This is a genomic window from Frankia gtarii (assembly GCF_025403375.1).
Taxonomy (GTDB): Bacteria; Actinomycetota; Actinomycetes; order Frankiales; family Frankiaceae; genus Frankia; species Frankia gtarii.
Map to the genome: position 1 here is coordinate 1 of NZ_JAMPTM010000076.1, position 26051 is coordinate 26051.

Consider the following 26051-nt stretch of genomic DNA (forward strand, 5'->3'; position numbering starts at 1 on the left):
GAGTCGGCATGGGATCAAGCGTCTCGCTCATGATCGTCCCTTCGCGCCGAGTCACGCTCGGCGGCACGGGCCAGACCACATCCACCGTTGATCGGACACTCCCGGATGCGCCGGGCTGGGCGGGTGGGTCTCTCGCGTCATGCGCGAGGACGTGCTGACGCAGGAGCTGTGGGAGCGGCTGGCTCCGCTGCTGCCGCCGACGGCGCCGCGCGGTTTCGGTATCCAGGCCGGCTGCCGGTCGATGATCGGGCAGCGTTGGAAGGCATCCTGTGGGTGCTGCGCAACGACGTGCCCTGGCCGAAGCTCCCGACCACGCTGTTCGACATGTCGGGAGTGACCTGCTGGCGGCGGCTACACGACTGGCACACGGCCGGCGTCTGGCAGCGGCTGCATGAGCAGCTGCTGGCCGAGTGCAACGCCGCCGGCCGAGTTGGACCTGCACCGGGCGCTGGTCGACTCCTCCCACCTCCACGCGCTAAAAAAAGGGGGGCCAGACAGGTCCGAGCCCGGTCAACCGGGCGCACCCCGGCAGCAAACATCATGTGATCATCGACGCCAGCGGGGTTCCGCTCGCGGCCGTCGTGACCGGCGGAACCGTCACGACGTCACCCAGCTCATCCCGCTGGTTCAACGCCGGGCTGAACGAAGAAATATATTCCGCAGAGCGTCAGCATGGATCCTCGGGGCTCCATGACGGGCAGATGCGGCGAAAGGCCCCGACACGTGTCGGGGCCTCGGGGTTCGTCAGCTGGCTCGTGCCACTTCATCGACAGGCGAAGATCGGCGCGCGTCGCTAGGGTCGGAAATCAGGGGGGATTCAACTTGGCCTTTACCATACCACCGTGCTTACTAGTATTCGATGCGTGCCTACAGAGAGGAAGTTACCCGAGTTCTGAAACGCCGGGACCGGTTGACCAGCCTGCGGGTGGCCAATAATATGATCTAGATTATCCGATACTCCGGTCCAGCTGTCCAATACCTCAGGCAGTGCGGGAATTCCCGTAGAAGCATTGATTTGATCGACTGTAATGTTGAGGTCTGCGGCAATGATCGCTAGGTTGTTAACTCCAGGCCCAGCCAAAGCAAGGTAGACGCCAGAGTTCTGCAGGAACAAATAGGAGTCCGGATTGGCGCCTCCTTTCAGCGTGGCGCTGCTAAGAATTGGCCCTGGACCTCGTGGTGCGTGCCACGTCAGGAAAGGAACGTTTCTTCCTTGAAAAGCGAGGGCTGCGCCGGCAGGCATACGCATCTGGGCCAGTTCGTCCGCCGCAATCTTTTGCGCCGGCAGGCTAAGGCTCGCCTTGATCCACTGTTGTAGCACCCAATCCGTGCCGAGATCAGTACGGGCAAATGTTCCTTGGCCGACCACAGAGTTGTGTGTGATCAACAGGTATCCTCGACCGCCGGAGCCACCTTCGGTAGCGTGGACCGGTGGCTGATTGTATGCACCGCCTAGCCCTGCGAGCATTGCGTAGATGTTGCCGCCCGACCCGGAATTTGCTTCTTGAATGGCGATTACATGCGGCTGCCACCCAGTACCAACCAAGTAATTGATTACCTCGTGCAGCGCGGTCGCGCCCGCCACAGTCTCACCCGTGCTATTCCAGGTTACCACGTTCAAGTTCGGCATGCCGCCCCCGCAATTTGAGCACTCTCACTACTCGTTAAAGAATCTCGGGAATAATGTGAGTTACTTCAATCTTGTCGGATGCTTTCAGGGCTGCTGTGGAAACAAATTTCCCAGTAGTTCTGTCGTACGCCAGCGAGACTTCAGAGACAGAACCTCCGAAGGTGACGACTGTCTGGGGAGACGTAACAGTGGTTATAACAGAGTTGCCCTTCACTTGAGATTGCGTCCACAAATAGATCGTGGTGTAGGGAGTAATTTCCGCAGTGCTATTGCGCATGACTGGCGCGGCAGAGACAGCGTTTCCCGTGATGGCGGAGTTGTTTACGGTTGCAGACTGAAAAATCCCGAAGGTCAGATATCCTTTATCGTTAGCGTAGTTGTTCTGTGCATAGAATGAGCCGGACTTGCCGCCCGAGGATGGAGGGCCAAAGAATCCAGCCGGGCCCAGCGGATAGATTTTACCATCCACTGCCGGGAATTCCGACTTTGACATTTGCGTAAGCAACGCTCCACTGGATGTAAGATCGACGGTGGAGGCGTAGACGCCGTAGTCCTCGTTCCATTGCACACTATTATCGATGAGCGCCCTATACACAATCCATGCCACGTTCGGGGCGCCACCCGCGTTCGGCTTTCCCATAACGATATTTGTACCGGTGGCGTAGAATATGTTCAGATCCTCTTGGGTGAACTTAGTGTCTAGAATAAATTCCACGACAAGCGACCTTTCAAGTCTTAGGAATCAGGAACGCGTGCAGATAGTAGCGCGGAGTGCTTCAGCACTCCAAGAATTTGCGAACGTGGGCGTGCCCCGACACATTTCATGCGATATCGGTGACCGAGACGCCGACTTTGCTGCGTGGGTCACGGCGTGCGAGCGTGACGGAAGTCCGGCTCGCATCAAGGAATCTCAACGTGGGCCGACCGCATCACGGCCCTGCGTATCCCGCCCCGCACCCCCGGCCAAGTCGTCAAAGACGACGCCCTCATCACCTTCCTCGCCCACCATCTGCCGCTCCGCGACCGATGGATCACCCGCTTGGTCCACGAACACCGGGTACTAAGTCGATTGGGATGCGGTAGCCGCGGGCCGCGTACTCGGCCGGGCGCACGATGTCGGCCGTCTCGACCGGCCGCTCACCTGTCAGGTGGGTCCGCTCGACGAGCTGCACCCATGAGCCGGAGGCGAGGCTGAGCGCCTGCCGTTCGCTGTCCGTCGCCGGCCGCGCCCGGACGATCTCCGTCACCGCGTCGATGTGCACGTCGATCGAGTCGAACCGTGCGACGACCCCGACCGGGCCCTCGCCGCCTTCGGGTTCCTCGATCGGCGTGCCACCGACGAACGCGAACGGTTCCCAGCTCACGGACGTCTGTGTGGGTTCCCCATCGGCGAGAAACACGTACTCGGTTCGCATGACGTGATCGCCGGATTCGATCCCGAGCCGGGCCGCAACGTCCGGTTCGGCGCGTTCCCGGCGGGTCACCCACCGCCAGTCCGGTGTGGCCGCAACCCGTTCGGTGTCCCGCGCGAACGGTGACGTCGGTCCGTCCGTCCGGCGTTGGTAGCGGTCGGTGGCCCATTGGACGGTTACGGCGGGGGGATGCCGGACGAACGTTCCGAACGGTGGGCGCCGGTCGATCAGCCCGTCGGCCTGCAGCGCCGCGAGTGCCTGTCGGACGGTTGGTCTGGTGGTCTTCCACTGCTCTGCGAGCGTTTTTTCGCTTGGCAGCTTCGCGCCCTCGGCGAGGTCGCCGGAGGCGATCCGCTCCCGGGCGTGGCGGGTAACGGTGAGGCAATCGTCTGCGCGAACAACGTCGGCTGGCGCTGGGAGCCGGCGTAACAGGTCCGCCCCGTTGACGCCGGCCTGCGGCACCTGCGGCCCTCTGGCTGGCCGGTCGATCTGAACGCCGCGGACCGTAGGCGCTACCAGCCGCGGGCGTGCCATCCGGCGAGGTGAGGCCGCTCCGCGCCGAGGCTCGCGTTGTTGCCGTGACCGGGAGAGAAGGACGCCACCGCCACCGCGGCCACCAGATCCGCATCCCCGACGACCAGTGGAACGCTGCCAGCGACCAGGCCCACAACGAACGCAACATCGGCATGCGCGAACTCATCCACGGCTGGATCGTCGCCTACGCCACCGGCCAGCTCGACGCCCACCCCATCCCCGACGACGAGGAGCCGACCGCCGGACCCGAGGACACCCCGGCAGCCTGACCGGCACCCGCCGACCTACGGGCCAGGCCGGCGGTCCGACCTGCGGGAACGCGGCCGGGCGACCGCACCCCACAACTCTGTAAGAGTAGGTAAGTCGTCAGCCCGGACTGGCAGCCGGTGATCGGGCAGATCACCGACCGGGTGTGGGTCGATGCCGGCACCAGCGGGCACGGCTTCAAACTCGCCCCGGTCCTCGGCGACCACGTCGCCGGCCTGCTCGCTGGGGAACAGCCCGCCCCCGGCCTGGCCGCGTTCAGCCCCGGCCGGTTCACCGCCGGCGATCCGCTGACTGCCGGCTTCGGCACCGCCCGCATCCTCGGGTGAACCGCCCGCGGGGGCATCATGGCTGCCGCGGGTCGGGTCTGGTCGGGGATCGACACGGGCCGGGGATCCGCCCCGACCGGGCGCTACAGGCCAGCCCTCGCGTCGCCAAACGCGCGGTCTTCCCCTACGCGAAGGAGGGGATCTGCTCGCCCGCCTCGATCGGGATCGGGAGGCGGTTCTGCGGCGGGGCGAGCGGGCAGGGAGCATACGGGGTGTAGGCGCACTGCAGGTTCCCCGCGCGGTTGAAGTCGAGCTCCACCTGGGTACTGCCCGGCGCGGGCAGGGGGGCGATCAGCCGGCGGCTGGCCGCGTAGGTCGTGACTCCGCTCGTCGCATCGGTGAACAGGACGAGGCCGGCCCCCGCGAGATGCTCGGCGCGGATGAGGAGCAGTCGCCACTCGGTGCCGTCGAGCGTGAAGACGGCTTCACCGACGGCCTCGTGGGTGTGCACGATGCCGTCGACCGCCGCGGCGACCTCGACCGGGCGCGGGGCGGGATACGGCTCGAACGCGGCCCGGATCACCCAGGCGGGGTCGTAGTCGAACGCCGGCGTCCGAAGGTACGTCTCGCGCAGCCGGTGCCGGGGATCGAGCGAGCGGAGCAGGTCGTGCCCGCCGCGGCGGGACAGTTCGACGATGACGTCGCCGAACGACGCCGCCCTGCGGAACTCCCGCTCGCGGACGGGGCCGAAGACATGGCGGCCCGTCACGGTCTCGCCGTCGACGGTGAGGGACTCCCCCGCGTCGAGGTCGACGACCGGCCCCTGCTCGCCCGTGGACCACCGTCCCGGGAACCCCTCGACGCGGCGGGGCTCGGCGTCCAGGAAGTGCAGCGCGCTGTAGGCGAGGAAGCCGTACGGTTCGTGCCGCTGCTGCTCCGAAGCCTCCAGCCAGGCGTCCCAGTCGGCTCGCGCGGCCGCGATGGCGGCTGCGCTCCTCGTCGCCGTCCCGGTCCCAGTCGCCGTCTCGCTCACAGTCGCCGTCTCGCTCACAGTGGTCAAGGTCGGTTCCTCACCTTCGATGTCGATGGTCCGTCTGCGTTGCCGTGTTCGACGGTCATGCCGTCGGTGCCCGGTCGTGCGCCGGGAGGCGGGGGAAGATCTCCTGCGCGATCAGCCGAAGCCCGTCGCGGAACCGGGGGGAGGACTGCGGCAGCGGGATGCTGAACAGGTAGTCGGTCGACCGTGCGAACGCGGCGTCCGCCAGCAGCTGCTCGACGATGTCGTCCGGGTCGCCGTACTTCACGTTCGACCTGGCCAGGAACTCCTCCGCCGTGCCCGGCGGGCCGCCCGGGGTGACGTACTGGCCGGGGTTGCGGCGCAGCTCGGACTCCAGCAGGGAGATCGCCTCCTGCCGGGACGGCGCCGGGAGCAGGACGCGGGAGATGCCGATCCGCGGGCTGCGCTCGCGGGTATGGGCGCCGAGGTAGTCGTCGATGAGACCCGACTGGATCTGGCCGGCGTCCCCGGACGGGACCAGACGGTGCAGGAGCAGACTGTCGCCGGCACGCCCGATCTCGGCCGCCGTCCTCGGGTTTCCGGTCGCCTGCCACAGTCGCGGCAGGAGCCCGGCCGGCGGCGGGTACAGGGTCACCTCCTTCTCTCCGGCGGTGATGGTGCCGCCGAGGGCCCGACGCAGATCGTCGAGCGCGTGGGCGTACAGCGACTCGCGGTCGTCCTCGGACAGGTTGAAGGCCTCGAAGGCGACGGTGGAGAAACCCCCGCCGTTGCCCTTGCCGACGCCGAACTCCAGCCGCCCGTCGCTGAGCGCGTCGACCAGCGCCGCCGTCTCGGCCAACCGGATCGGGTTGTCGAAGGTGAGCGGGACCACCGCGGTTCCCAGCCTGATCGTCGTCGTGGTCTGCGACGCCGCCGCGAGGAAGGTCAGCGCGGACGGCAGACCGATCAGGGTGAAGTGCGCCTCCGCGGCCCACACCGTCTCGTAGCCGATCTCCTCCGCGAGGCGGACGATCTCGAGCGACTGGTTGTACGTGCGGACGGGTTCGCCGTCCGCGGGGATCGTCAGGAACAGCGACAGGCCGCGCTGCGGATTTGACGTCAGGTCCACCGTCACCGTCAGGACCTCCGATCTAGGAGTGTGGTCAGGAACGGGCCGCCGGCCGGCGCCCGGGGAACGGACCGCGAGCAGCGGGCCGTCAACGTTCGGCCAGGTCGACGAGCTGCCGGGAGCCGGCGCTGCGGGTCTGGGCCGGAGGCTGGGCCGGGGCCTGGCCGCGGCCGTGGACCAGATCCAGCACCGCGCCGGCGTCGAGGTCGCTGCCGTCGCCGCGCCAGGCGACGTGATGGTCCGGCCGGACGAGGGCGTACGGGGCGCCGTACAGCTCCCGCGCCGCCGGATCCGGCAGGTGGACGACTTCGAGCTCGATGCCCCGGGCGTCGGCCGCCGCCTCGAAGGCGGCGACGGTGGCCGGGTTGTCCTCGGCGAGGACGAGCAGCGCGACGTGGGAGCCGATCCGGTCGTAGAGGGTGAACCCGAAGGGATCGAGGTTGCCGTTCGGCGCCCGGTGCCCGGGGCGCGCGTCGTCGTCGTAGGCGAAGGCGTCCCAGGGCGCCGCGGCTTCGGCCTCGGCCTGCCCGTCCTCGTACCGGATGACCGACGAGGTGTCGTAGCGCTCGTCGAAGACCACCCCGAGCGGCAGGCCGCGGCCCGCCCCGAGGATCGCGCCGATCTCGGCGCGCCGGCGTGCCGCGTCCGGGCTGGTGTCGGCGTCGGCCGGAACCCCGAGGGTGCGCACGCGCTCGTAGGCGGCCGTGTGCCGGCGGTCCTCCGCCAGGGCGTAGTCGGCGATCCGCCAGTTGTGCGGGCGTCGCTCCTCGTCGTAGGAGTCGAGCAGGCGCGGGCCGGCCTGGCCGCGCAGCACCGCCGCGAGCTTCCAGCCGAGGTTGACCACGTCGCCGAGGCCCTCGCACAGGTTGCCCCCCGGCGTGCGGACATGCGCCGCGTCGCCCACCAGCGCGATCCGGTCGCGGTAGAAGGTGTCGGCGATGCGCGTGCTCTTGAAGAACGGGGTGAGCGACACGACCTCGAGCTCGACGTCGAAGCCGAACGCCGCCCGGGCCTGCGCGATCAGCTCGTCCGTGGTCGGGTCACGGTCAAGCGGGTACGGCCCGGCGTAGGCCCGCCAGTCCGTCTCGTTGAGGGCCGCGAGGAACCCGGAGTAGCGGTCGTTGTAGATCACGGCGGTGGCGGGCGGGAACGCCCCGAGCACCGACGAGGTGTCCGAGGTGGTCCGCACGACGAACCGGAAGTACCGCTCGTCGGCGTAGCTGCCCGAGCGCCCGATCCCCGCCAGCGTGCGGACCGTGCTCTTCCCGCCGTCCGCGCCGACGACGTACCGGGAGCGGATCGTGCGCCGCCGGCCGGTCTCGACCTCGACCACCGTCGTCGTCACACCGTCGGGGTAGCTCGCCAGCCCCTCGACCCGCCAGCCGCCGGAGACCGGGGTTCCGATCTCCGCGAGCCGGTCGAGGAAGACGCGCTGCAGCACCGTCTGTGGCCGGCGCAGCATCGTCTCGGTCGAGTACCGGCTGGTCGCACCGAACCCGAAGGACCGCAGCGTGGTCCCCGCGAGCTGGTGCCCGGCGAGCGAGGTGAGCAGGAGGTTGCCGGTGCTCCACTCCGGCGGGAAGGTCCACGCGTGCTGGATCCGCTGCAGCAGCCCCCACCCGCGGATGACCTCGAGCGCGCGGGACGTGTACCCGGCGGCGCCGGCGCGGACCAGCGTCGCGCCGGTCGCGGCATCCACCACCGCGGCCTGCACCCCGTGCCGGTGGAGCTCGAGTGCGGTGCCGAGGCCGTTGGGTCCGGCACCGACCACGAGGACGTCGACCTGCTCGGCGGGCTCGGTCCGTGGGAACGCGAGGGCGTCGACCTGCCGCTTCCCCCGACTGATCTCGTTGCGTGCGGGCATGGCTACCGCCGCCCCCCGTCGCGGACCGAACCGCTGGACTCCCCCGACGCGGTTTCGCCGCCGCCGGGCGGTGCGCCGGGTGGTGCACCGGCGACCCCGAGGTTGTCCCGCAGGGTGTCGTGGGCGTACTCGCGCCGGAACCGGCCGCGGTCCTGCAGCTCCGTCACCACGCCGTCGATGAACTCGACGAACCCCGCGGGCTGGACGTCGATGTTGATGACGAAGCCGTCCGACGCCCGGGTGTCGACCCATTCCACGATGTCGTCGGCGACCTGCTCCGGGGTGCCCACGATCATCCGCTGGCCGCCGGTGAGGTTGTGGAACAGCAGCTGGCGGACGGTGAGTCCGCGCCGGCGCGCCTCAGCGACGAGCTGGTCGCGACGCGCGGTCACCGCCGGCGCGGCCGCGCGCGCCGCCAGCTCGGCGTAGGGCAGCTGCGCGTCGAGGTCGAGCCCGGAGACGTCGAACTCCAGCTGCGCGGTGAGAAGCTCGACCAGCGGACCCACGGCGAGCAGCTCGTCGAGCTCTCGCTTGCGCTCGCGGGCGGCGGCCTCGGTCGCCCCGAGGACGGTGAACAGGCCCGGCAGGACGAGGAGATCGTCGGGATTGCGCCCGTTTGCCGCCGCGAGCCCCTTGACCTCGGCCGAGAACTCCCGCGACAGCTCCGGGAGCCGTTGGGAGGTGAACAGCGCGTCCGCCCAGCGGGCGCCCAGTTCCTTGCTCTGCCTCGACGCCCCGGCCTGGAAGAGCACCGGGCGGCGCCCCCGGTAACCACCGGGCAGCGGGAGCACCCCGGACGTCCGGTAGAACTCGCCCGTGAAATCCACCGGCCGGGTGCGCCGCGCGTCGATGTAGAGGTCGGCCTCCGCGTCGGCGACCACCGCCTCCTCGGGGAGCGAAGCCCACAGCGCGTCGACGGCGGAGATGAACTCCTCGGCCTTGCGGTAGCGCGTCTGCGGCTCGAGGACCTCGTCGATGCCGAGGGCGGCGCGGGTGACGTCCTCCTGGCTGGTGATGATGTTCCAGCCGGCGCGTCCCCTGCTGATGTGGTCGAGGGTCGCGATCGAGCGGGCGAGCAGGAACGGGTTGCCGTGGATCGCCGGGTTGGTCGACACGAGTCCGATGTGCTCGGTCTCGCGTGCCAGCGCGGCGAGCAGGACGGTCGGATCCGTCCCCCGCCAGGGCCGGCGGTAGGAGGCGGCGTCGAGCGAACCGAGGCGGTCCGCGATGAAGATCGCGTCGAAGCGGGCCCGCTCGGCGAGCCGCGCGATCTCCGTGTAGTAGTCGATGCCGGCGATCCAGTCCGATGTCGGCGGCAGGGTCTTCCAGGCCGCGTCGTGGCGGCCTGTCGCCTGCAGGTTCAGGCAGAGTCGCACCTGTCGTTTCACGGGTGCCTTCCTTATGGTTGTCGCGGCATCAGGAGACGAAGAGCCCGGCCCGCAACCGCTCGCGCTGCACGCGGTCGGTCGGTCCGGAGGTGAGGGTCGGCGCCGACCCCACGAGCAGCCGGGTGTAGGGGTGAGCGGGCGCGCTGACGATGCGCGCGGTGTCGCCGGCCTCGACGATCCGGCTGCGGTAGAGCACGATCGTCCGGTCCGAGATCCCCGCGACCGACCCGAGATCGTGGGAGATGAACAGCATCGCGACGCCGACGGTGGAGCGCAGCTCGCGGAGCAGCTCGAGGATCGCGACGCGGTTGGCCGAGTCCAGCGCGCTCACCGGCTCGTCGAGAATCAGCAGGCGCGGTGAGCTGATGAGCGCGCGGGCGATCGCCACCCGCTGGCGCTGCCCGCCGGAGAGCTCGCCGGGGAACCGGTCCAGCAGTGACTCGTCGAGCCGGACGGCGCGTACCTGCCGCCGGACGGCCTCGTCGATCGCCGCCCGGTCGAGTCCGCCCCGGATGCGCAACGGTTCCGCGACGGACACGGCGACGGTGTGCTCCGGATCGAGGCTGCGCAGCGGATCCTGGAACACGTACTGGACGACGCCGTCGCGGCCGAACGCCCGCCGCTCACGCCCCGACAGGTGGGTGATGTCCCGCCCGGCGACCTGCACGGAACCGGCCGAGACAGGTGCCAGGCCGAGCACCGCGCGCGCGAGGGTGGACTTGCCCGCCCCGGACTCGCCGATGACGCCGACGGTCTCTCCCGGGCGGATCACCAGCGAGGCCCCCTCGAGCGCCTGTTTGCGCCCGCGCCCCCGGCCGAAGTGGACGCCCAGCCCGTCGACCTGCAGGACCGGCTCCGTCGACGCGGGCATGGTCGAACTTCTGGGCTCCGGCACCAACACCGGCACCGACACCGGTGCTGGCGGCCGCGGACCGGTGGCGGAACTGTTCAGGCCGTACTGCTCGTGCTCGGCGACGAGCAGCCGTGTGTACTCGTGCTGCGGGGTGTGCAGAATCTCGGACGTGGGGCCCTGCTCGACGACGTGCCCGTCGCGCATGACGAGCACCTCGTCGCACAGCTGCGCGACGACGGCGAGATCGTGCGACACGACGACGAGCGACAGCCCGATCCGGTCCTTCAGCTCGACGAGCAGGTCGAGGATGCCGGCCTGCACCGTGGTGTCGAGCGCGGTCGTCGCCTCGTCCGCGATGAGCACCTCGGGTTCGAGGGAGATCGCGATGGCGATGAGGACGCGCTGCAGCATGCCGCCGGAGAGTTCGTGCACGTACTGCTCGTAGACGTACTCGGGATCGTGCAGGTGGACGGCGTCGAGCAGCTCGATGGCCCGCTGCTTCGCCGCGGCCCGGCTGAGCCCCTGCTTGACCCGCAGCACCTCCTGGACCTGCTTGCCGACCCGGATGGACGGGTTGAGGTACGACGCCGGGTCCTGGAAGACGGCGCTGATCGACGTGCCGCGCAGGGCCGTCCACTCCTGCGGGGACAGGCCGGCGACGTCGCGGCCGAGCAGTTCGATCGAGCCGCCTGAGACCTCGACGTGCTCCGGCAGGACGCCGAGCACGGCCTTGCAGGTCAGCGACTTGCCGCTGCCGGACTCCCCGACGATGCCGACGACCCCGCCGCGCCTGAGCCGCAGGCTCACCCCGTGCACCAGCTCCTCGTCGGCGGCGTCGTTGTGGATCCGCACATCGGTCAGCGTGAGCACCGCGTCACGATCGGCGGAAACCTGCGCACTCGACGTCACCTGTTGCTCCTTGCTCATGACCGGGACGGGTCGGCCGAGGCGGCGAGGCGCCGGGTCCTGTTGGACCGGGCGGTCTTCGCGCCGGTCAGTGCGCGGCCGGTCTCGCCCGCGGCGTCGCGGATGGCGTCCGCGAGGAGGTTGCAGGCCAGGACGGCGGCGAGGATGAGCAGGGTCGGGAAGACCGGTGCGTACGGCTTCTGGGCGAGGTAGCCCAGATCGGACGCGAGGATCCCGCCCCAGGTCGGGGTGGGCGGCTGGATCCCGATCCCGAGGAAGGTCAGGCTCGAGATCACCACCAGCCCGATGCCGAGGGTGTTGGCCAGCGTGACGGCGATCGACGGCAGCACCTTGGACCAGACGTGACTGCGGACGATCCAGGCCGTCGAGGCCCCGGCGATGGCGGCCGCCTCCACGTACTGCGACCGGGCGACGGACATCGTCGCCGCCCGGCTCACCCGGTAGAACACCGGCGCGAGGAGCATGCCGACGACGATCATGGCCTGGGTGATCCCGTTGCCGAGCAGCGCCGTCATGGCGACCGCGAAGACGAGGAACGGCAGGGCGATGAACGTGTCGACGACCCGCAGGCTCAGCCACTCGACCACCGAGCCGAGATACACCGAGAGGATGCCGGGGATCGTGCCGAGCACCAGGGCGATCCCGGCGACCTCCAGCGTGCTCACGATGCTCAGCGGCGCGCCGGCGAGGATGCGGCTGAGCACGTCGCGGCCGATGTAGTCGGTGCCCAGCCAGTGCTTGGCCGAGGGCCCCGCGAGCGTCCGGCCGCTCCCCTTGAGCGGGTCGTAGGGTGCCAGGACGGGACCCAGCACGGCCACGACGGCGATGATCGCGAGCAGCACGAGGGCGACCCGCGCGCTCGTGAGCCGCAACAGTGTTCTGATCATGGTCAGACCCCCCGGTCGGCGTCGGGGGTGACGCGGTTGAGCACGATGTTGACGAGCAGGTTGAACACCACGACGAGGACGACCGAGACGACGAGCACACCCTGGACGGCCGGCACGTCGCCGCGGACCGCGGCCTGGCTGGCGTACACGCCGTAGCCGGACAGCCCGAAGATCGCCTCGATGATCACCGCGCCGCCCAGCAGGTTGGGAAACTTCAGGCCGAGGACCGCCAACGCCGGCGCGATGCCGTTGCGCAGCACGTGCACGAAGAAGATCCGGCGCGGGCCGAGGCCGCGCACGATCGCGCCGGTGACGTAGTTCCCGCGGTAGGCCGACACCAGGCCGTTGCGCAGCTGCCGGGCGACGTCGGCGGCCGTGTCGAAGCTGAGCGCGATCGCGGGGAGGATCAGGTGGCTCAGCCACGGGCCCAGCCCGGCCTGGATCGGCACGTAGCCGGCGGCCGGCAGGATCTGCAGGCCGACCGCGAACACCGCCGCCAGCCCGATCCCCACGATGAACGGCGGCAGCACCGAGATGACCGTGGTGAAGGTCGTGATCGCCCGGTCGGGCCAGCGGGTGTGGAAGTGGGCGGCGAGCGCGCCGAGTGCGAATCCGAACACGATGCCGAGAACGAGCGCGACCCCGGCGGCCGACAGCGTGATGGCGGCCCGCTGGCCGAGCGCGTGCGCCACGCTGAGCCCGTTGTACCAGCTCGTTCCCAGGTCGCCGTGCAGGACCGAGCCGAGCCAGTCCCCGTACTGGACGAGGAAGGGACGGTCGAGGCCCCACTTGTGCTCGATGGCCGCCACGGCCTGCGGGGAGGCCGCGTCGCCGAGCTGCAGGTAGGCGGGACTGCGCCCGCTGAGATGCCCGAGCAGGTAGGTGAGGAAGGTGCCGAGCAGGAACACCGGGACGAAGATCGCGAGCAGCCGGGCGGTCGAGGCGACCGCCCGGCCGATCCGGTGAGCGGCCACGCCACGACGGGCGGCAGACGGCGCGGTGAGCGCAGGCGGTGGTGCGGACACTGGATCTACTCCCATTGATCTTCGTCGTGCGGGCTACTCGCCGGTCGGCTGGGTCAGCTCAGTCGCTGTGCGTGAACGCGACGCCCTTCCAGCTCAGGAAGCCGTCGATCGCGGGCAGGTCGGAGAGCGACTTCTTCTTGGCGATGGCGGAGGCGTAGGTGTACAGCGACACCGTGGAGCCGTTCTCGTACCCGGCCTTGGCGGCGGCCTGCAGCCGGGGCCCGTAGTCCGGCGAGTCGAGGGGCGTGGCCCGGACCGCCTTGAGCGCCGCCTGGAAGGGCGCGGACGTGTAGGGAGAGCTCAGGTTGAGCACGCCCCCGGTGTCGTAGTGCTCGGTGAGCGCCTGGACGTGGGAGTCGCGGCCGACGTAGCCGAAGATCGACGCGGCGAGGGTCTTGCCGTAGTACCCCTTGCCCCAGTTGGCGAAGTCGGTCAGCTTGATCGTCGTCTTGATGCCGACCGCCTTGAGCTGTTCCTGGAGAACCTCCGCAGGCTGGTCGAAGTTGTTGGCGATGCCGGCGATCTCGAAGGAGATCTCACCGTCGGAGTAGCCGGCCTTCGCGAGGATCTCCCGGGCGCGGGCGGGGTTGTAGGGGTGCTCGGTCTGCAGCCCGTCGACGTAGGCCGGGTGCCCCTTGGGGAAGGGCTGGTGGGTCGGCTCGCCCTCGCCGAACCCGAGCTTGTCGGCGAACTCGGCGGGGTTGACGGCGTAGCGGATCGCCTCGACGACCTTCGGGTCGGTGAACGGCGCCTTGTTGCGGTTGAGGCTCAGGAAGGTCGACCCCCACTGCCGGTCGACGCCCGCCAGGATGTCGAAGCCGGCGCCCCGCGCCTGCTGGATCTGCGCCCCGTCGATCTGGGCGAAGTTGTACACACCGGACTGCAGGCCCGGCACGAGCGTGCTCGCGTCGATGCCGAAGTCGATCTCGATCCGTTTGACGTGGATGTTCGCCGCGTCCCAGTAGCCGTCCCACTTCTCCAGGACGATCTTCGACTCGGGGACGAGCTCCACGACCTTGTACGGACCGGCGCCGACCGGGAGCGTCTGGCTGAGCTTGACCGGGTCCGCCGCCGCGGCCACCTTGCTGGGCAGCATGCCGCCGCGCACGGCGAGCAGGCGGGGGATCTGGTAGTCCTGCTGGCCGAGATCGAGCCGCACCGTGAGGTCGTCGATCACGGTCGCCGACTTGACGTTGTTGTACGACCCCTTCAGCGCCGAGTTCTGCTGCGACTTGATCCGGTCGATGTTGAACTTGACGGCCTCGGCGTTGACCGGCGACCCGTCCTGGAAGGTCAGCTTGGGACGGAGCCGGATGGTGATCTCGTCGCCGGCCGGGTTGTACTTGTAGCCCTCGGCGAGAGCCGGTTTCACCTCACGCTTCTCGTCCAGCGTGAACAGCGACTCGTAGATGGGCGTGAGGTAGTTCGTCGCCCCGGTCGATCCGGTGACGACCGGGTCCCAGGCGACCGCGATCTGCTTGGTCCCCCAGCGGACCGTGTCCGAGCCACTCCCCCCGCCGGCGGCCGAGCCGGTCGAGCATCCGGCGAGGAGAGCACCGGCCGTCACCAGCGCGGTGAGCACGCCGAGGCGCCTCTTCGTCGTTCTGATCATTTCTCTCCGATCGGATGGGATCGTTCGCGCGCCGCAACGGCTGCACCGGCGGTCGTCGCACGACAGGCGCGATGGTCCGGGCGGCGGGAGCGATGTCCCGTCGCCGTTGTCGATGTCGATGTCGATGTCGGGGTTCTCGTCCCGACATCGACCGGCCGGGGCACGGTGCCCGGCGACGGCGCATCAGGGGGACGTGTTCGAACCCGGCGCCACGACTCTGGAGCGCGGGTGGACTGTGGGGTTACTGCTCAGGGTCGTCAGAGACCGGGTCGCGGACGACCGCGGATCGGCCCCGCGAGGATGTCGCGGGGCTCGTGGCTCGTGCGTTCACACCTGGGGGCGCCGCCTGGGCCCCCGCCACTCACCGACAGATGGCGCTACCGGTGCGCATGAGGTCGACCTCACGGCAGGTGACGAGCGGCATGAGCACGCGAAGGCCCGTCACACCTGCCCTCGGTTCCTCCGTCGTCACGCGACTGATCAAAGCCGTCCGGAAGGGTAATGTCAACCCATGTTGTAATGATTTTCGGCGAGTCGCCCGAGATAACTGGCACTTAACCAGCAACATCGCCCCCTCGACTCATGGCATCATCCCCTGACGAACATCCGGTTCGAGCCGTCCGAGGAGTCACGTGACCCCATCCGTTGCGGCCGAGCCCGCCCCGATGCGCACGACCACCCGCACCAGGCGGGTCGACACCGGCAGCCTCTGTCTCGACCTCGTCGCCACCCGCACCCCGGACGGCCCGGACCTGCTCGCCACGGCGGACGACACGGCGGCGTGGCTCGCCACCCTCGACCTGCCGACCCCGGCGGCCGGGCTCACCTCGCTTGACGTGGACCGGATCCAGGTACTGCGCGCCGCCGTGGACCGCCTCGTCCGGGCCCGGCTCGCCGGCGCCGGCCCCGATCCCGAGGACGTCGGGCACCTCAACGTGTGCGCCGCGGCGCCGACGCCGACGTTCTTCCTCCGCGGGGATGCCTGGGCGCGGATCGAGGTCCCGCAGCCCGACCTGGCCGGCGTGCTGTCCGTCCTCGCGCGGGACGCGGTGCACCTGTTGACCACCGGCGAGCCGGGCCGCCTGCGTTCCTGCGAGGGCTGCGGGCTCGCCTTCTACGACCGCTCGCCCTCCGGGGCCAGGCGGTGGTGCTCGATGAGGCGCTGCGGCGAGCGCTCGGCCTCCGCCAACTACCGCAGACGCCACGCCGAACCGACTACAGCGACCTAGCCGTGGCCTGGCCGAGGTGGCTCTCGGGAGAGTCGTCGAAGGACTCGACGAGCTGGCGATCTTCGTCGGTATGGCCTCGCTGTCGCCGGCCCGCTCAGTCTCTACGCGAGGGCGGCACCGTCTCTACGCGAGGGCGGCACCGTGATGCCAGGCTCGGCCGGCGACACCCCGCGGAGGCTGGGCCGCCCGGGGTCCCGCGCGCCCCGTCGGCCGCCGCATCTCTCGCATCTTCTGTGACCAGTTGCGCACGGGGTCATGCCGAGGTTTGGGCACGGTTTTTCGGCCTGAAACCGTGCTTCAACCTCGGCATGATCTGGCCGCGATCTGGCCGGCAATCGGGTTGGCAATCGGGTTGGCGGGGACGCGGGCGGCAGCCGGCCGGGGCCGCACCGAGAGGGATGGCCAGCAGGATTGGCTGGCGGCCACCCGGGGTGGAGAAACGAGGGCCGCAATCAGCCGAGTCAGCCGCCGATGACCTTGCGGTATTCGCGTGGGCCGTCGTAGTCGTTCACCGCGTAGTGCCAGGTGGCCTGATTGTCCCAGATCACGAAATCTCCGGGCCTCCAGCCGAAGCCCACGGTGTAGTTGGGCGAGGAGGCGTGCGCCAGCAGCAACGGCAGGAGGGCCTCCCCTTCAGCCGCGTTGATGCCGCTCAGGCGGATTGCCGACGAGCTGATGAAGAGCCCCTTGCGGCCCGTGTGGCGGTGAGTGCGCACCACCGGGTGCTCGACGGTACCGGTCACCGGTGGCCGGTTGTAGGTCCCGTCCCCCGGATAATCGCTGTACACGGCGTTGACCGATTCCAGTAGCCGCTTGAACGGCTCGGACAGCCCGTCGTACGCCGCCTGCAGATCGGCCCACAGTGTGCGACCGCCGACCTCCGGCACCACCTGGTAGGTCAGTGACTCGATGTTGAACGGTGGGTTCCGCCAGGTGCCGCCGACGTGCCACTGCGCGGCAGCGCCCCCCTTTTCGAGGTTGAAGACGTACACCAACCGGTTGTCCTCGTAGCGGTGGAGCCACCTGGGATGGTCGAACGGCTTGTCGAAGATCTGCACGGCCTTCACATGCGCGTCCGGTGTGAGGTGCTGGCCACGGAAGACCAGGACCTTGTGCTTCCAGAAGTCCTCGCGCAGGGCTTCGGCGGTGGCGTCGTCGACGGCGCCCGTCAGGTCGACACCGACGATCTCGGCGCCGAGGACGGGACTGGCCGGGCGGGTTTCGTAAGGTGCGGTTCGGGTGGCGGTCACCGTGACCCCCTCTGTGTGAGACATGGAAAATCTGTGTGAGACATGGAAAAACCGCTCGGAGACGAAGTAGCGCAGCGGCCCCTCGGCGCAGGTGGTGACGGAGCTCGGCACCCGCTGTCCGGCAAGCGGAAGAATGCGCGCGGCGTGGGCGCCGAAGGGCCTTCGCCACACGAACACGGCCGGTATGTCGAACACCGGAACCTGACGAGCGTCGCACCGCGACGGAAGCACCGTCAACCATCCGGTCAATTCACTACGTCATTACTGCCGGATTGTTTCTTCGGACGACCGCCGCCAGCGCCACGCATCACCCTCGGGTGGCGCACGGCAGGTCCGAGCAGTCGAAGATCACCAGCAGGGGCTGTCACGGATCGGACACGACCGATCCTGGCCAGGTGGCAACGTGCGCGGGAGGGTGGGCGTCACCTTTGTGTCGGGATCCTGGTACCGGGAACTCGCTGAGCCGCGGGGAGAGGCCATGTTGACGCCTTTGCAGGCAGCAGACCCGCGGCAGATCGGTCCGTATCAGGTCCGCCAACGCATCGGTTCCGGTGGCATGGGAATCGTCTACCTGGCGTTCGGTCCCGACGGCCAGCCGGTCGCCCTCAAGGTGCCGCGCATGCTCCAGAAGGACGGCTTCCGCGTTCGCTTCCGCGTCGAGGTCGAGGCCGCGAGCCAGGTGCGCGGACGGTTCGTGGCCGCCGTGGTGGACGCCGACGTGGATGCCGAGCAGCCCTGGTACGCCGCCGAGTACGTCGAGGGTGCCAGCCTCGCATCGGCGGTCACCACCCATGGACCGCTGGCGGGCCGGATGCTCGACTCGCTGGCATCCGGGCTGGCCGAGGCGCTGGTGGCCATTCACGCCGGCGGCGTCGTTCACCGCGACATCAAGCCAGCCAACATCATCCTCGCGTGGGACGGCCCCAAGGTCATCGACTTCGGGATCGCGCGCTCCGTCGACACCACGAACCACACCCGCACCGGCGCGGTGCTCGGCAGCGGCCTGTGGATGGCACCCGAGCAGATCCGCGGCGAACGAGCCGGATCGGCCACGGACGTGTTCGCCTGGGGAGCCTGCGTGGTCTTCGCCGCGAGTGGACGGCCGCCGTTCGACAGCGAAAGCATCGAGGCGGTCGCCGTGCGGATTCTGCGGACGGAGCCGGACCTCGTCGGCGTCCCGGAACGTCTCGCGCAGATCGTCGGACGGGCACTCGAGAAGGATGCGGCGGCGCGTCCGACGGCGGCGGATCTCGCCTCCTGGCTCGCCGAGAACGGCACCACGCCGGACAGCGCGGACGAAGCGATCACCTCTGCGCCCACGTCCGGGGACCGCGGTGGCAACGGTGCCAGCGTTGACGGTGCCAATGCGGTCGATGGCTACACAGACGGTGGCGCCGGCACAGGCGGTGGCGCCGGCACGGACGGCGGCGCCGGCACGGACGGCGGCGCCGGCACGGACCGCGGCGGTGCGGGCCGTCAGCCGGGTTCGGCCGGTCCGCGAGGCCGTCGCCGGGCCGGGCCGGTCGTGGCGGTGGGTGCCGCGTGCCTGCTCCTGCTGCTCGCGGCGGTGGCCTGGGCGGTGCTCCCGACCGGCCGGCCGGATCCCGCGGGGGCCCGAGCCGGGGTGATGGCCAGGGTGCCGGCCGGTTCGACCACCGGCTCGGTCGGCTCGCCGGCCACCACGCCAGCCGGTTCGAGCCCAGGCGCGGTCGATGTCTCCCCGACCGGCGGGCCGGGCCAGCCGGTGGGCGCGGGCGTGGCCACCTCGCCGGGCCAGGGGGGCATGACGGCAGCGACCGGCCATGAGCGGGGCGATACGGAACGGGTGACCGCCACGGGGACGGCACGGTCGACGTGTGGCATCAGGAGCATGTGGGACGCGGAGACATTCATCCATGGCGAAGGAATGCAGGTCAGCGAATTCAGGGGCTACGATCAGGGACGTAGCCTCAACGTTGTGATCGGCATGCTCCAGGAACCAGCGGGGACCAACATCGTGCGCGCCTTCTTCTTCGTGGGCGAGTGCTTCATCGGTTACGACGCCACCGAACCGAGCAGTGACGTGACCTTGGTACGTGCCGCAAACGACGTCAACAAACAAGTAGTCCTCCGGTACGCGCTGTACGCCCCGGACGACTCGTTCTGTTGCCCCAGCGGAAAAACCGCCGACGTGACCTTCACCCTGACGGGCAATCCACCCGCCGTCACCAACGACGGCACGCTCCCGTCCGCCGGGCGGAGCGCCCCGCTGAGCCGCCGGTGGCACAGCCGCTCGGCCTAGACCGGTCGACTGTCAGAGAAGGGCTACGCGGTGGGTGAGGCCGGTGTGGCGACGGCCGGCTCCCGGGGTTCGGACCGCGGCTGCCAGCGCCTTGCGGGAGCCGACCAGGACGACGAGTTTCCTGGCGCGGGTGACCCCGGTGTAGAGAAGGTTGCGTTGCAGCATCATCCACGACGAGGTGGTGAGGGGAAGCACGACAGCAGGGTATTCACTGCCCTGGGAACGGTGGATGGTGACGGCGTAGGCATGGGCGAGTTCGTCGAGTTCGGAGAAGTCGTAGACGAGGTTTTCGTCCTCGTCGGAGAGCATGGTCAGCGACTGGTCCTCGGCATTGATGCCGGTAACGACGCCGACGGTGCCGTTGAACACCCCGGCCTTGCCCTTCTCGTAGTTGTTACGAAGCTGGGTGACCTTGTCACCGACCCGGAAAACCCGCCCGCCGTAGCGGCGCTCGGGAACGTTTTCCCGGGCGGGGGTGAGGGTTTCCTGCAGTAGGTTGTTGAGGTTGCCGGCCCCGGCGGGTCCGCGGTGCATCGGCGCCAGTACCTGAACGTCGCGGCGGGGATCGAGCCCGAAGCGTTTCGGGATGCGGCGGGCGACGACGTCCACCACCATTTTGGCGGTCTCCTCCGCCGGATGCAGCCCGGAGTCCTCGGCCGGATCGCAGGTGAACCAGAAGAAATCGGCGAAACCGTTCAGCTGCGGTGGTGTTCCGGCGTTGATGCGGTGGGCGTTGACCACGATGCCGGACTGCTGCGCCTGCCGGAAGATCCTGGTCAGCCGGACCCTGGGGATGGCGTCGGCGGCGAGCAGGTCGCGCAGGACCTCGCCGGCGCCGACGGAGGGAAGCTGGTCGACGTCACCGACCAGCAGCAGATGCGCCCCCGGCGCGACCGCCTTCACCAGCTTGTTCGCCAGGATGACGTCCATCATCGAGGACTCGTCCACCACCACCAGATCGGCGTCCAGCGGGTTGTCACGGTCATATCTGGCTTCGCCGCCGGGTTGCAGTTCCAGCAGCCGGTGGACGGTGGAGGCCTCGTGTCCGGTGAGTTCGGCCAGCCGTTTGGCGGCCCGCCCGGTCGGCGCGACCAGCACCACCCGGGCCTTGCGGGCCCGGGCGAGTTCCACCACCGATCGGACGGTGAAGCTCTTGCCGCAGCCGGGGCCGCCGGTGAGCACCGCCACCTTGCGGGTCAGCGCGAGCGTGACCGCTTCCGCCTGTTCGTCGGCGAGGTCCTGACCGGTCCGGCCCCGTAGCCAGCTGCGCGCCCTGTCCCAGTCCACGTCCGCGAACGACGCCAACCGCTCCTCGGCGCAGGTGAGCAGGCGCACCAGCCCGCCGGCGAGGGAGGTCTCCGCGCGGTGGAACGGCACCAGATAGACCGCCGGGACAGTGGCGTCCCCGACCGGGACACCTTCACGGATCACGCCCTCGTCGGCGGCGAGGGAGTCCAGGCACGGGCCGATCAGCTCCCGCTCGACCGCCAGGATCTTCACCGCCTCGGTGATCAGGTTCGGTGCGGGCAGGAAGCAGTGCCCGTCATCGGCGGCCTGCGACAGGGTGTACTGCAACCCGGCCTTGATCCGTTCGGGGCTGTCGTGGGGGATGCCGACGGCCTGGGCGATGGTGTCGGCGGTCCTGAACCCGATCCCCCACACATCGGCGGCGAGCCGGTAGGGCTGCGTGCGGACCACGCCGATGGAGCCGTCCCCGTACTTCTTGTAGATCTTCACCGCCAGGGAGGTGGACACCCCCACTCCCTGCAGGAACACCATCACCTCCTTGATCGCCTTCTGTTCCTCCCACGCGTCGGCGATCTTCCTGGTGCGTTTGGGTCCCAACCCGTGCACCTCGATCAGCCGCGCCGGCTCCTCCTCGATGATCCGCAGAATGTCGGTGTCGAAGTGCGCGACCATCCGCTCGGCCATCGCCGGCCCGATCCCCTTGATCAGCCCCGAGCCGAGGTAACGGCGAATGCCCTGGATCGTCGCGGGCAGCACCGTGGTGTAGGAGTGCACCTGGAACTGCCTGCCGTACCTGGGATGACTGCCCCACTGCCCGGTCAGCCGCAGACTCTCCCCGATCTGCGCGCCCAGCAGCGCACCGACCACCGTCAACAGGTCCGGACCGGACCGTTCGGTGGCCAGCCGGGCGATGGTGTAGCCGGTCTCCTCGCTGACAAAGGTGATCCGCTCCAACACCCCCTCCACCACCGCCTGTCGCGCGGCATCAGCAGACGAACGGGCAATGGTCACAGCCAGCCATTATGCGAAACCCCAGGGCTCCGGGTTCGGCGCCCCGGATCAGATCGGGGGGCGGGCGTCGTCGAGGTAGATGATCAATGCGTCGGAGGGGATGGTCACCCGCACCGGCGTGCCCGGTGCCAGACCCGGCAGGCGGTGGGTCGGCGGCCCGGCGCCGGCCACCCCGTCCCGGTTCGTCGCAGGAGCCCCTTGTGTCGGTGAGCCGACAGGTCAGGTGTCCCAGGCGAAATCGGCTCCCTGGCAGGGGTCGCGAGCGTATCTTTAGGCCCGCGAGGTCGTGGCACGGACGGGGACGTGCTCACCCTGTCGGCTTCTCCGGCCCGCGATCGGCGACCCTGACAGGAGACGCCCGATGCCCACGACCTCGATGATCCCCGGTGTCCTCGTCCGAACCGTGCTCGAGCCGACGCCCGTCCTGCCCGGCGCCACCGGAATCCTCGGCATCGTCGGGGTCACCGACCGCGGTCCGCTGGAGCCCACCACGGTCGGCGGCTATGCGGAGTTCCTCGACCAGTTCGGCCCGGCCAGCCGGTTCACCATGCCCGAGCTGCGCGACGCGTTCGCCAACGGGGTCGCGCGCGCCGTGGTGGCCCGCACGGCGCCCGGCGCCGGCGGGAAGGCGACCCTGCTCCTCACCGACGACGAGGGCGACCCGGTGGTCAAGCTCATCGCGCGGGCCGAGGGAAGCTGGGGCAAGCGGCTGGCGGTGAAGGTCGTCCAGGTGCGGACGCTGTCCGGGGAGGGCGTCAAGTACGTCAACCTCGAGGTGTCGCTCGACGGGCGGCCCGTCGAGACCATCGGGAACCTCGTCATGGACGCGGCCAGCGACAACTACCTGTTCGACCAGATCAACGCGCGGTCCCAGCTGCTGGTCGCCGTCGACCCGCGGCTGGCGACCGAGCTGCCGGCCGGGATCGGCTCGACCCCGCTGCGCGCCGCCGGCGCGCGGGCCGCGTTCGCGGCGCTCAAGCGTGGCGTCGGCACCGTGGTGACGGCGACCGCGGTGGCGGCCGGCCGGTCCGGCAACCGGCTCGCGGTGCGGGTGACCGACGGCCAGGCCAGCCTGCCCCTGGTCGACGGCACGGGGAACACCGTGCTCATCGTGCGGGCCAGGGCCGCCGGCGCCGACGGCACGAGGATCCGGGTCGCCGTCACCCACCCGAGCGCGACGACCGCCCGGCTGGCCGTCAGCTCCGGCGACGGCGCCCCGCGCCTCACCCCGGCCGCCACCAGCGTCCCCGAGCTCGTCGCCGCGCTGGCGCACGACAGCGACGTCCTCGCCGAGGCACCCGGACCGGACGACGCGCCGCTGCCGGCGGTGGCGGACACGGCCACGCTGGTCCGCACCGTGGATGTCACGGTCTTCACCGAGGGCGCCGACCCGCGCCGGCACCCGCACCTCGCCACTCTCGACGCCCTCGCCGGCATCCACGACGAAGCCGTCCGCTTCACCAAGGTCGCCGACGCGAGCAACCTGCCCGACGCCGACACCGGCACGCCGCTGGCCGGCGGCGGGGACGACGAGCCGGCGCTGACCCTCGCCGGTGACAGCCACGACCCCGTCGTCGAGGTACGCGCGCGCACCGCCACGGCGGCGGGCCTGGCCGTCCGGGTCACCCACACGGTGTCCTCCGTGGACCACCTCACGCCGGCGGTGACCCTCGCGATCGACGACGACGGCCAGCCGGCCGAGGTGTTCACCGACCTCACCATGGACCCCGACGACGAGCGGTACCTGCCGCGGATGCTCGCCGCCTCGGCGCTGGTCCGGGGCACCGACCTGTTCGTTCCCGTCCACACCACGTCCGCACCGGCGGCGCTGGGCCAGCTGACACCGCTGGTCGGCGGGACGTCCCTGCTCCCCGCCGACTACCAGGACGCGCTGGACCGGCTTCAGACCGCGGAGGAGCCGGACCTCGTCATCGCGAGCGTCGCCGGTCAGCTCGACGACGCGGGGGTGCGCGCCGTGCACCAGCAGGTGGTCGCGCACTGCGTGACCATGGCCGACCTGGCGCGCAACCGGATCGGCGTCGGCGCGGTGACGGCCACCGAGCAGGCCGGCGACGTCAAGGCGATCCTGGATCACGCCGACGACGTCCGCAGCGACTACTTCGCGCTGTGCGCCCCGGCGGGCAGCGCGGGGGCGTTCGCCGGGCTGCTGGCCCACCTCGACTACTTCGACTCGCCCACCTTCAAGACCGTGCCGGCGCTCGGGTTCGACCCGCCGGTGGTGACGGACGCACGGCTGGAACAGCTCATCCGCGGCAACGTCGTGGCGATCGCGAAGCGACGCGGGCTCGGTGTCATCGTCGCCAAGGGGCTGGCGACCTCCGGGCGGCAGATCAACGTGCAGCGCACCGCGGACAAGGCGGTCCGCGACGTCAAGGCCATCGCGCAGGTCTACATCGGCCTGCTCAACACCGACGGCTCGCGTAACGCCCTGCTCCAGCAGGTCAGCGCGTTGCTGGGGCAGATGGCCCGGGACGGCGCGCTGGTGGCGTCGACCGACGGAACGAGCCCCCCGTTCACCGTCGCGGTGCACTCGACCCAGGCCGACTTCGCCAACGGCATCGTCCGGGTCGACATCGCGATCAGGCCGGTGCGGGCGATCGACTACATCAACGCGACCATCCTCGTCCGCAACTAGCGGGCCCAACGCTCCCATCACTGTCCGCGGCCGGCCGTCTCAGGCCGCCGCGAGCGAGGAGGCCGTCGATGCCACAGATCTTCACCGCGTTCGCCTCCGAAGCGAGGGTCAACAACGATGTGATTGAGGGCTTGCAGTCCATCGACTACCGGCACGTGCGCAACCGTCACGACGTCGGGGCGATCGGCACCGACGAGCGGGTCGCGGTCTACTTCGGGCTGCGGTTCGTCACCGGCGCACTGCGGGTCGCCTCCGGCAACGCGACGCTGGACGGGCTGCTCGACTCGGGAACGGAGTTCGTCGTGAGCACGGTGCTGCGCCACGGCGACGCCAGCCGGAAGGTCACCTTCGAGGGCTGCGTGCTGGACGAGAAGACGTTCACCCTGTCGACGGAGGCGCACGGCGAGGCCGTCTACACCTTCTCGGCCACCCGCGTGCGCGAGGAGTAGCCGGAACGGTGACCGAATCGGAGGAAGTCCTCGTGGATGCCGGGGCGCCGCGGGTCCGCGCGGGTGGACGGTCCTGGCCGTTCACCGTCGACCTGCGCACCGGCCGCGTGACCATACGCATCGAGGACGTCACCCACACACTGGTGCCCCTGACCTGGCGGGAGAAGCTCACCCTCGCCCGCTACGCCACCCGCGCGCCCGAGCTCGTCGACGCGGCGCTGGTCACCCACACGCTGGGAGCCGACCCGGCGGCGACCATCAGCCCCGCAGCGGCGCCGGCACTGCGGGTCCTCGCCCGCTGGATCAACGGTGTCGACGCCGCCGCCGGCCTCGACGGGTCGGCGCTGGCAAGGATCGCCCTGGCCGCGTGCCAGCGCACCGGTCTCACCCTGGCGGACCTCGATGACCGGGACGCGGGCGAGGTCGAGCTGCTCGCCCGCCCCGCCCCGACTGACGGGGCCGAGCCGGGCGGGACCGGCGCGCGGGAGCGGGCCGAGGCATCCGGCGGCGCGGCCCCGGCGCCGGGGCGGCCCGCGCCGCCCCACGCGGGGGCGATGCCGGAGCCGGAGGTCGACGACGGCGTGACCCGCATCCTCATCGTCCCCGATCCGGTGCGCCCCGCCGGTCCCACGACCCCCGGTCAGTCGGGCGTCGCCGGTCCGGCGGACGGGCGCGAGCCGTTCACGGCGGCCGACCCCCCGGCCGGCACCGACCCGGCCGGCACCGACCCGGCCGGCACCGCCGGATCCGGACGTCGGGGCCGGGTCCGCCCGACGCCGCACGCCGCGACGACCCCGACCCCGACCGTCCCGGGACCGGGACCGGGAGCGGGACCGGCCGCCGCGCCGGGGGGGCCGCGCCTGCCCGCGGGCCACGAACCGCCGGCCGGGCACGATTCCGTGTTCGGGCCGCGAGCGTCGGCCGGCGCGGGACCGGCGTCGCGACCGGATCCGCCGGTCGCCCCGTCGGCGGATCCGGTCGCCGACCGGCCCCCCCGCGCGCGGGCGGCGCGACACACCGACGTCGGGCGCCCACTGGCCCTCGTCCGGCTGCACGTCGATGGCGAACGCGGCGACGACCTGCCGTTCCTGGGCGGCCCGCCCTCGATGTCCGCGCCGCGCCGCCCCGTCCCGGCC

General features: G+C 70.3%; 20 protein-coding genes and 2 pseudogenes. 8 read left to right on the forward strand and 14 right to left on the reverse strand.

Annotated features, from left to right (window positions below; translation table 11 throughout):
- Positions 1-139: 139 nt before the first annotated feature.
- Positions 140-628, forward strand: a pseudogene (locus NBZ83_RS13525) (IS5 family transposase); the annotation flags it as partial.
- A 201-nt stretch (positions 629-829) separates the two neighbouring features.
- Here NBZ83_RS13525 and NBZ83_RS13530 read toward each other — a convergent pair.
- The 3 genes from NBZ83_RS13530 to NBZ83_RS13540 all read right to left on the reverse strand — a co-directional run bounded on the left by NBZ83_RS13530 (position 830) and on the right by NBZ83_RS13540 (position 3504).
- Positions 830-1585 carry a hypothetical protein gene (locus NBZ83_RS13530; RefSeq protein WP_261575075.1) on the reverse strand — a complete coding sequence of 252 codons (756 nt, stop codon included), beginning with the start codon at positions 1583-1585 and terminating at the stop codon, positions 830-832.
- Between the two features lie 79 nt (positions 1586-1664).
- Positions 1665-2345, reverse strand: coding sequence for a hypothetical protein (locus NBZ83_RS13535; protein ID WP_261575076.1), 681 nt, complete (start codon positions 2343-2345; stop codon positions 1665-1667).
- A 316-nt stretch (positions 2346-2661) separates the two neighbouring features.
- Entirely contained in the window at positions 2662-3504 is an 843-nt protein-coding gene (locus NBZ83_RS13540) for a GntR family transcriptional regulator (protein ID WP_261575077.1), read from the reverse strand.
- Between the two features lie 116 nt (positions 3505-3620).
- On the opposite strand from NBZ83_RS13540, the gene NBZ83_RS13545 reads away from it, so the two are divergent.
- Together NBZ83_RS13545 and NBZ83_RS13550 are read left to right on the forward strand one after the other, a co-directional pair.
- On the forward strand, positions 3621-3845 hold the full coding sequence (locus NBZ83_RS13545) for a hypothetical protein (protein WP_261575078.1): 225 nt from the start codon (positions 3621-3623) through the stop codon (positions 3843-3845).
- A gap of 117 nt (positions 3846-3962) precedes the next feature.
- Positions 3963-4169: a hypothetical protein gene (locus NBZ83_RS13550; protein ID WP_261575079.1), complete on the forward strand. Its 207-nt coding sequence runs from the start codon at positions 3963-3965 to the stop codon at positions 4167-4169.
- 124 nt (positions 4170-4293) lie between these two features.
- On the opposite strand, the gene NBZ83_RS13555 is transcribed toward NBZ83_RS13550, so the two are convergent.
- The 8 genes from NBZ83_RS13555 to NBZ83_RS13590 form a co-directional block, all read right to left on the reverse strand.
- Complete coding sequence (locus NBZ83_RS13555; RefSeq protein ID WP_261575084.1) at positions 4294-5160, reverse strand: DUF1684 domain-containing protein; 867 nt, start codon at positions 5158-5160, stop codon at positions 4294-4296.
- A gap of 64 nt (positions 5161-5224) precedes the next feature.
- Positions 5225-6241 (reverse strand): LLM class flavin-dependent oxidoreductase, encoded by a 1017-nt coding sequence (locus NBZ83_RS13560; RefSeq protein ID WP_261575080.1) that lies wholly within the window; start codon positions 6239-6241, stop codon positions 5225-5227.
- A gap of 82 nt (positions 6242-6323) precedes the next feature.
- Complete coding sequence (locus tag NBZ83_RS13565; RefSeq protein ID WP_261565080.1) at positions 6324-8099, reverse strand: FAD-dependent monooxygenase; 1776 nt, start codon at positions 8097-8099, stop codon at positions 6324-6326.
- Positions 8100-8101: 2 nt separating this feature from the next.
- A complete protein-coding gene (locus NBZ83_RS13570) occupies positions 8102-9487 on the reverse strand; it encodes an NtaA/DmoA family FMN-dependent monooxygenase (protein ID WP_261565081.1) in 1386 nt (461 codons plus the stop codon).
- Between the two features lie 28 nt (positions 9488-9515).
- Complete coding sequence (gene nikE, locus NBZ83_RS13575; RefSeq protein WP_261565082.1) at positions 9516-11249, reverse strand: nickel ABC transporter ATP-binding protein NikE; 1734 nt, start codon at positions 11247-11249, stop codon at positions 9516-9518.
- A 14-nt stretch (positions 11250-11263) separates the two neighbouring features.
- Positions 11264-12154: an ABC transporter permease gene (locus tag NBZ83_RS13580; RefSeq protein WP_261565083.1), complete on the reverse strand. Its 891-nt coding sequence runs from the start codon at positions 12152-12154 to the stop codon at positions 11264-11266.
- A 2-nt stretch (positions 12155-12156) separates the two neighbouring features.
- On the reverse strand, positions 12157-13194 hold the full coding sequence (locus tag NBZ83_RS13585; protein WP_261565084.1) for an ABC transporter permease: 1038 nt from the start codon (positions 13192-13194) through the stop codon (positions 12157-12159).
- A gap of 43 nt (positions 13195-13237) precedes the next feature.
- Positions 13238-14791 carry an ABC transporter substrate-binding protein gene (locus NBZ83_RS13590; RefSeq protein WP_261575081.1) on the reverse strand — a complete coding sequence of 518 codons (1554 nt, stop codon included), beginning with the start codon at positions 14789-14791 and terminating at the stop codon, positions 13238-13240.
- Between the two features lie 632 nt (positions 14792-15423).
- Here NBZ83_RS13590 and NBZ83_RS13595 point away from each other — a divergent pair.
- Complete coding sequence (locus tag NBZ83_RS13595; RefSeq protein ID WP_261565086.1) at positions 15424-16020, forward strand: CGNR zinc finger domain-containing protein; 597 nt, start codon at positions 15424-15426, stop codon at positions 16018-16020.
- A gap of 461 nt (positions 16021-16481) precedes the next feature.
- Here the strand turns inward: NBZ83_RS13595 and NBZ83_RS13600 are convergent, their stop codons facing one another.
- A complete protein-coding gene (locus NBZ83_RS13600; RefSeq protein WP_261565087.1) occupies positions 16482-17270 on the reverse strand; it encodes a TauD/TfdA dioxygenase family protein in 789 nt (262 codons plus the stop codon).
- A 478-nt stretch (positions 17271-17748) separates the two neighbouring features.
- Here NBZ83_RS13600 and NBZ83_RS13605 point away from each other — a divergent pair, with 478 nt between their 5' ends.
- On the forward strand, positions 17749-19551 hold the full coding sequence (locus NBZ83_RS13605; protein ID WP_261565088.1) for a protein kinase domain-containing protein: 1803 nt from the start codon (positions 17749-17751) through the stop codon (positions 19549-19551).
- Positions 19552-19563: 12 nt separating this feature from the next.
- Here NBZ83_RS13605 and recD2 read toward each other — a convergent pair whose 3' ends face one another.
- Together recD2 and NBZ83_RS13615 are read right to left on the reverse strand one after the other, a co-directional pair.
- Positions 19564-21810, reverse strand: a complete 2247-nt coding sequence (gene recD2 / locus NBZ83_RS13610) for an SF1B family DNA helicase RecD2 (protein ID WP_261575082.1) — start codon at positions 21808-21810, stop codon at positions 19564-19566.
- 48 nt (positions 21811-21858) lie between these two features.
- Entirely contained in the window at positions 21859-21981 is a 123-nt protein-coding gene (locus NBZ83_RS13615; protein ID WP_261565090.1) for a hypothetical protein, read from the reverse strand.
- Between the two features lie 190 nt (positions 21982-22171).
- Between NBZ83_RS13615 and NBZ83_RS13620 the strand changes: the two genes are divergently transcribed.
- From NBZ83_RS13620 to NBZ83_RS13630, 3 genes and pseudogenes are all read left to right on the forward strand, one after another.
- Positions 22172-24466: a hypothetical protein gene (locus NBZ83_RS13620; protein ID WP_261575083.1), complete on the forward strand. Its 2295-nt coding sequence runs from the start codon at positions 22172-22174 to the stop codon at positions 24464-24466.
- Between the two features lie 68 nt (positions 24467-24534).
- Positions 24535-24915 carry a hypothetical protein gene (locus tag NBZ83_RS13625; protein WP_261565092.1) on the forward strand — a complete coding sequence of 127 codons (381 nt, stop codon included), beginning with the start codon at positions 24535-24537 and terminating at the stop codon, positions 24913-24915.
- Positions 24916-24923: 8 nt separating this feature from the next.
- Positions 24924-26051: pseudogene (locus NBZ83_RS13630) on the forward strand (hypothetical protein); the annotation flags it as partial.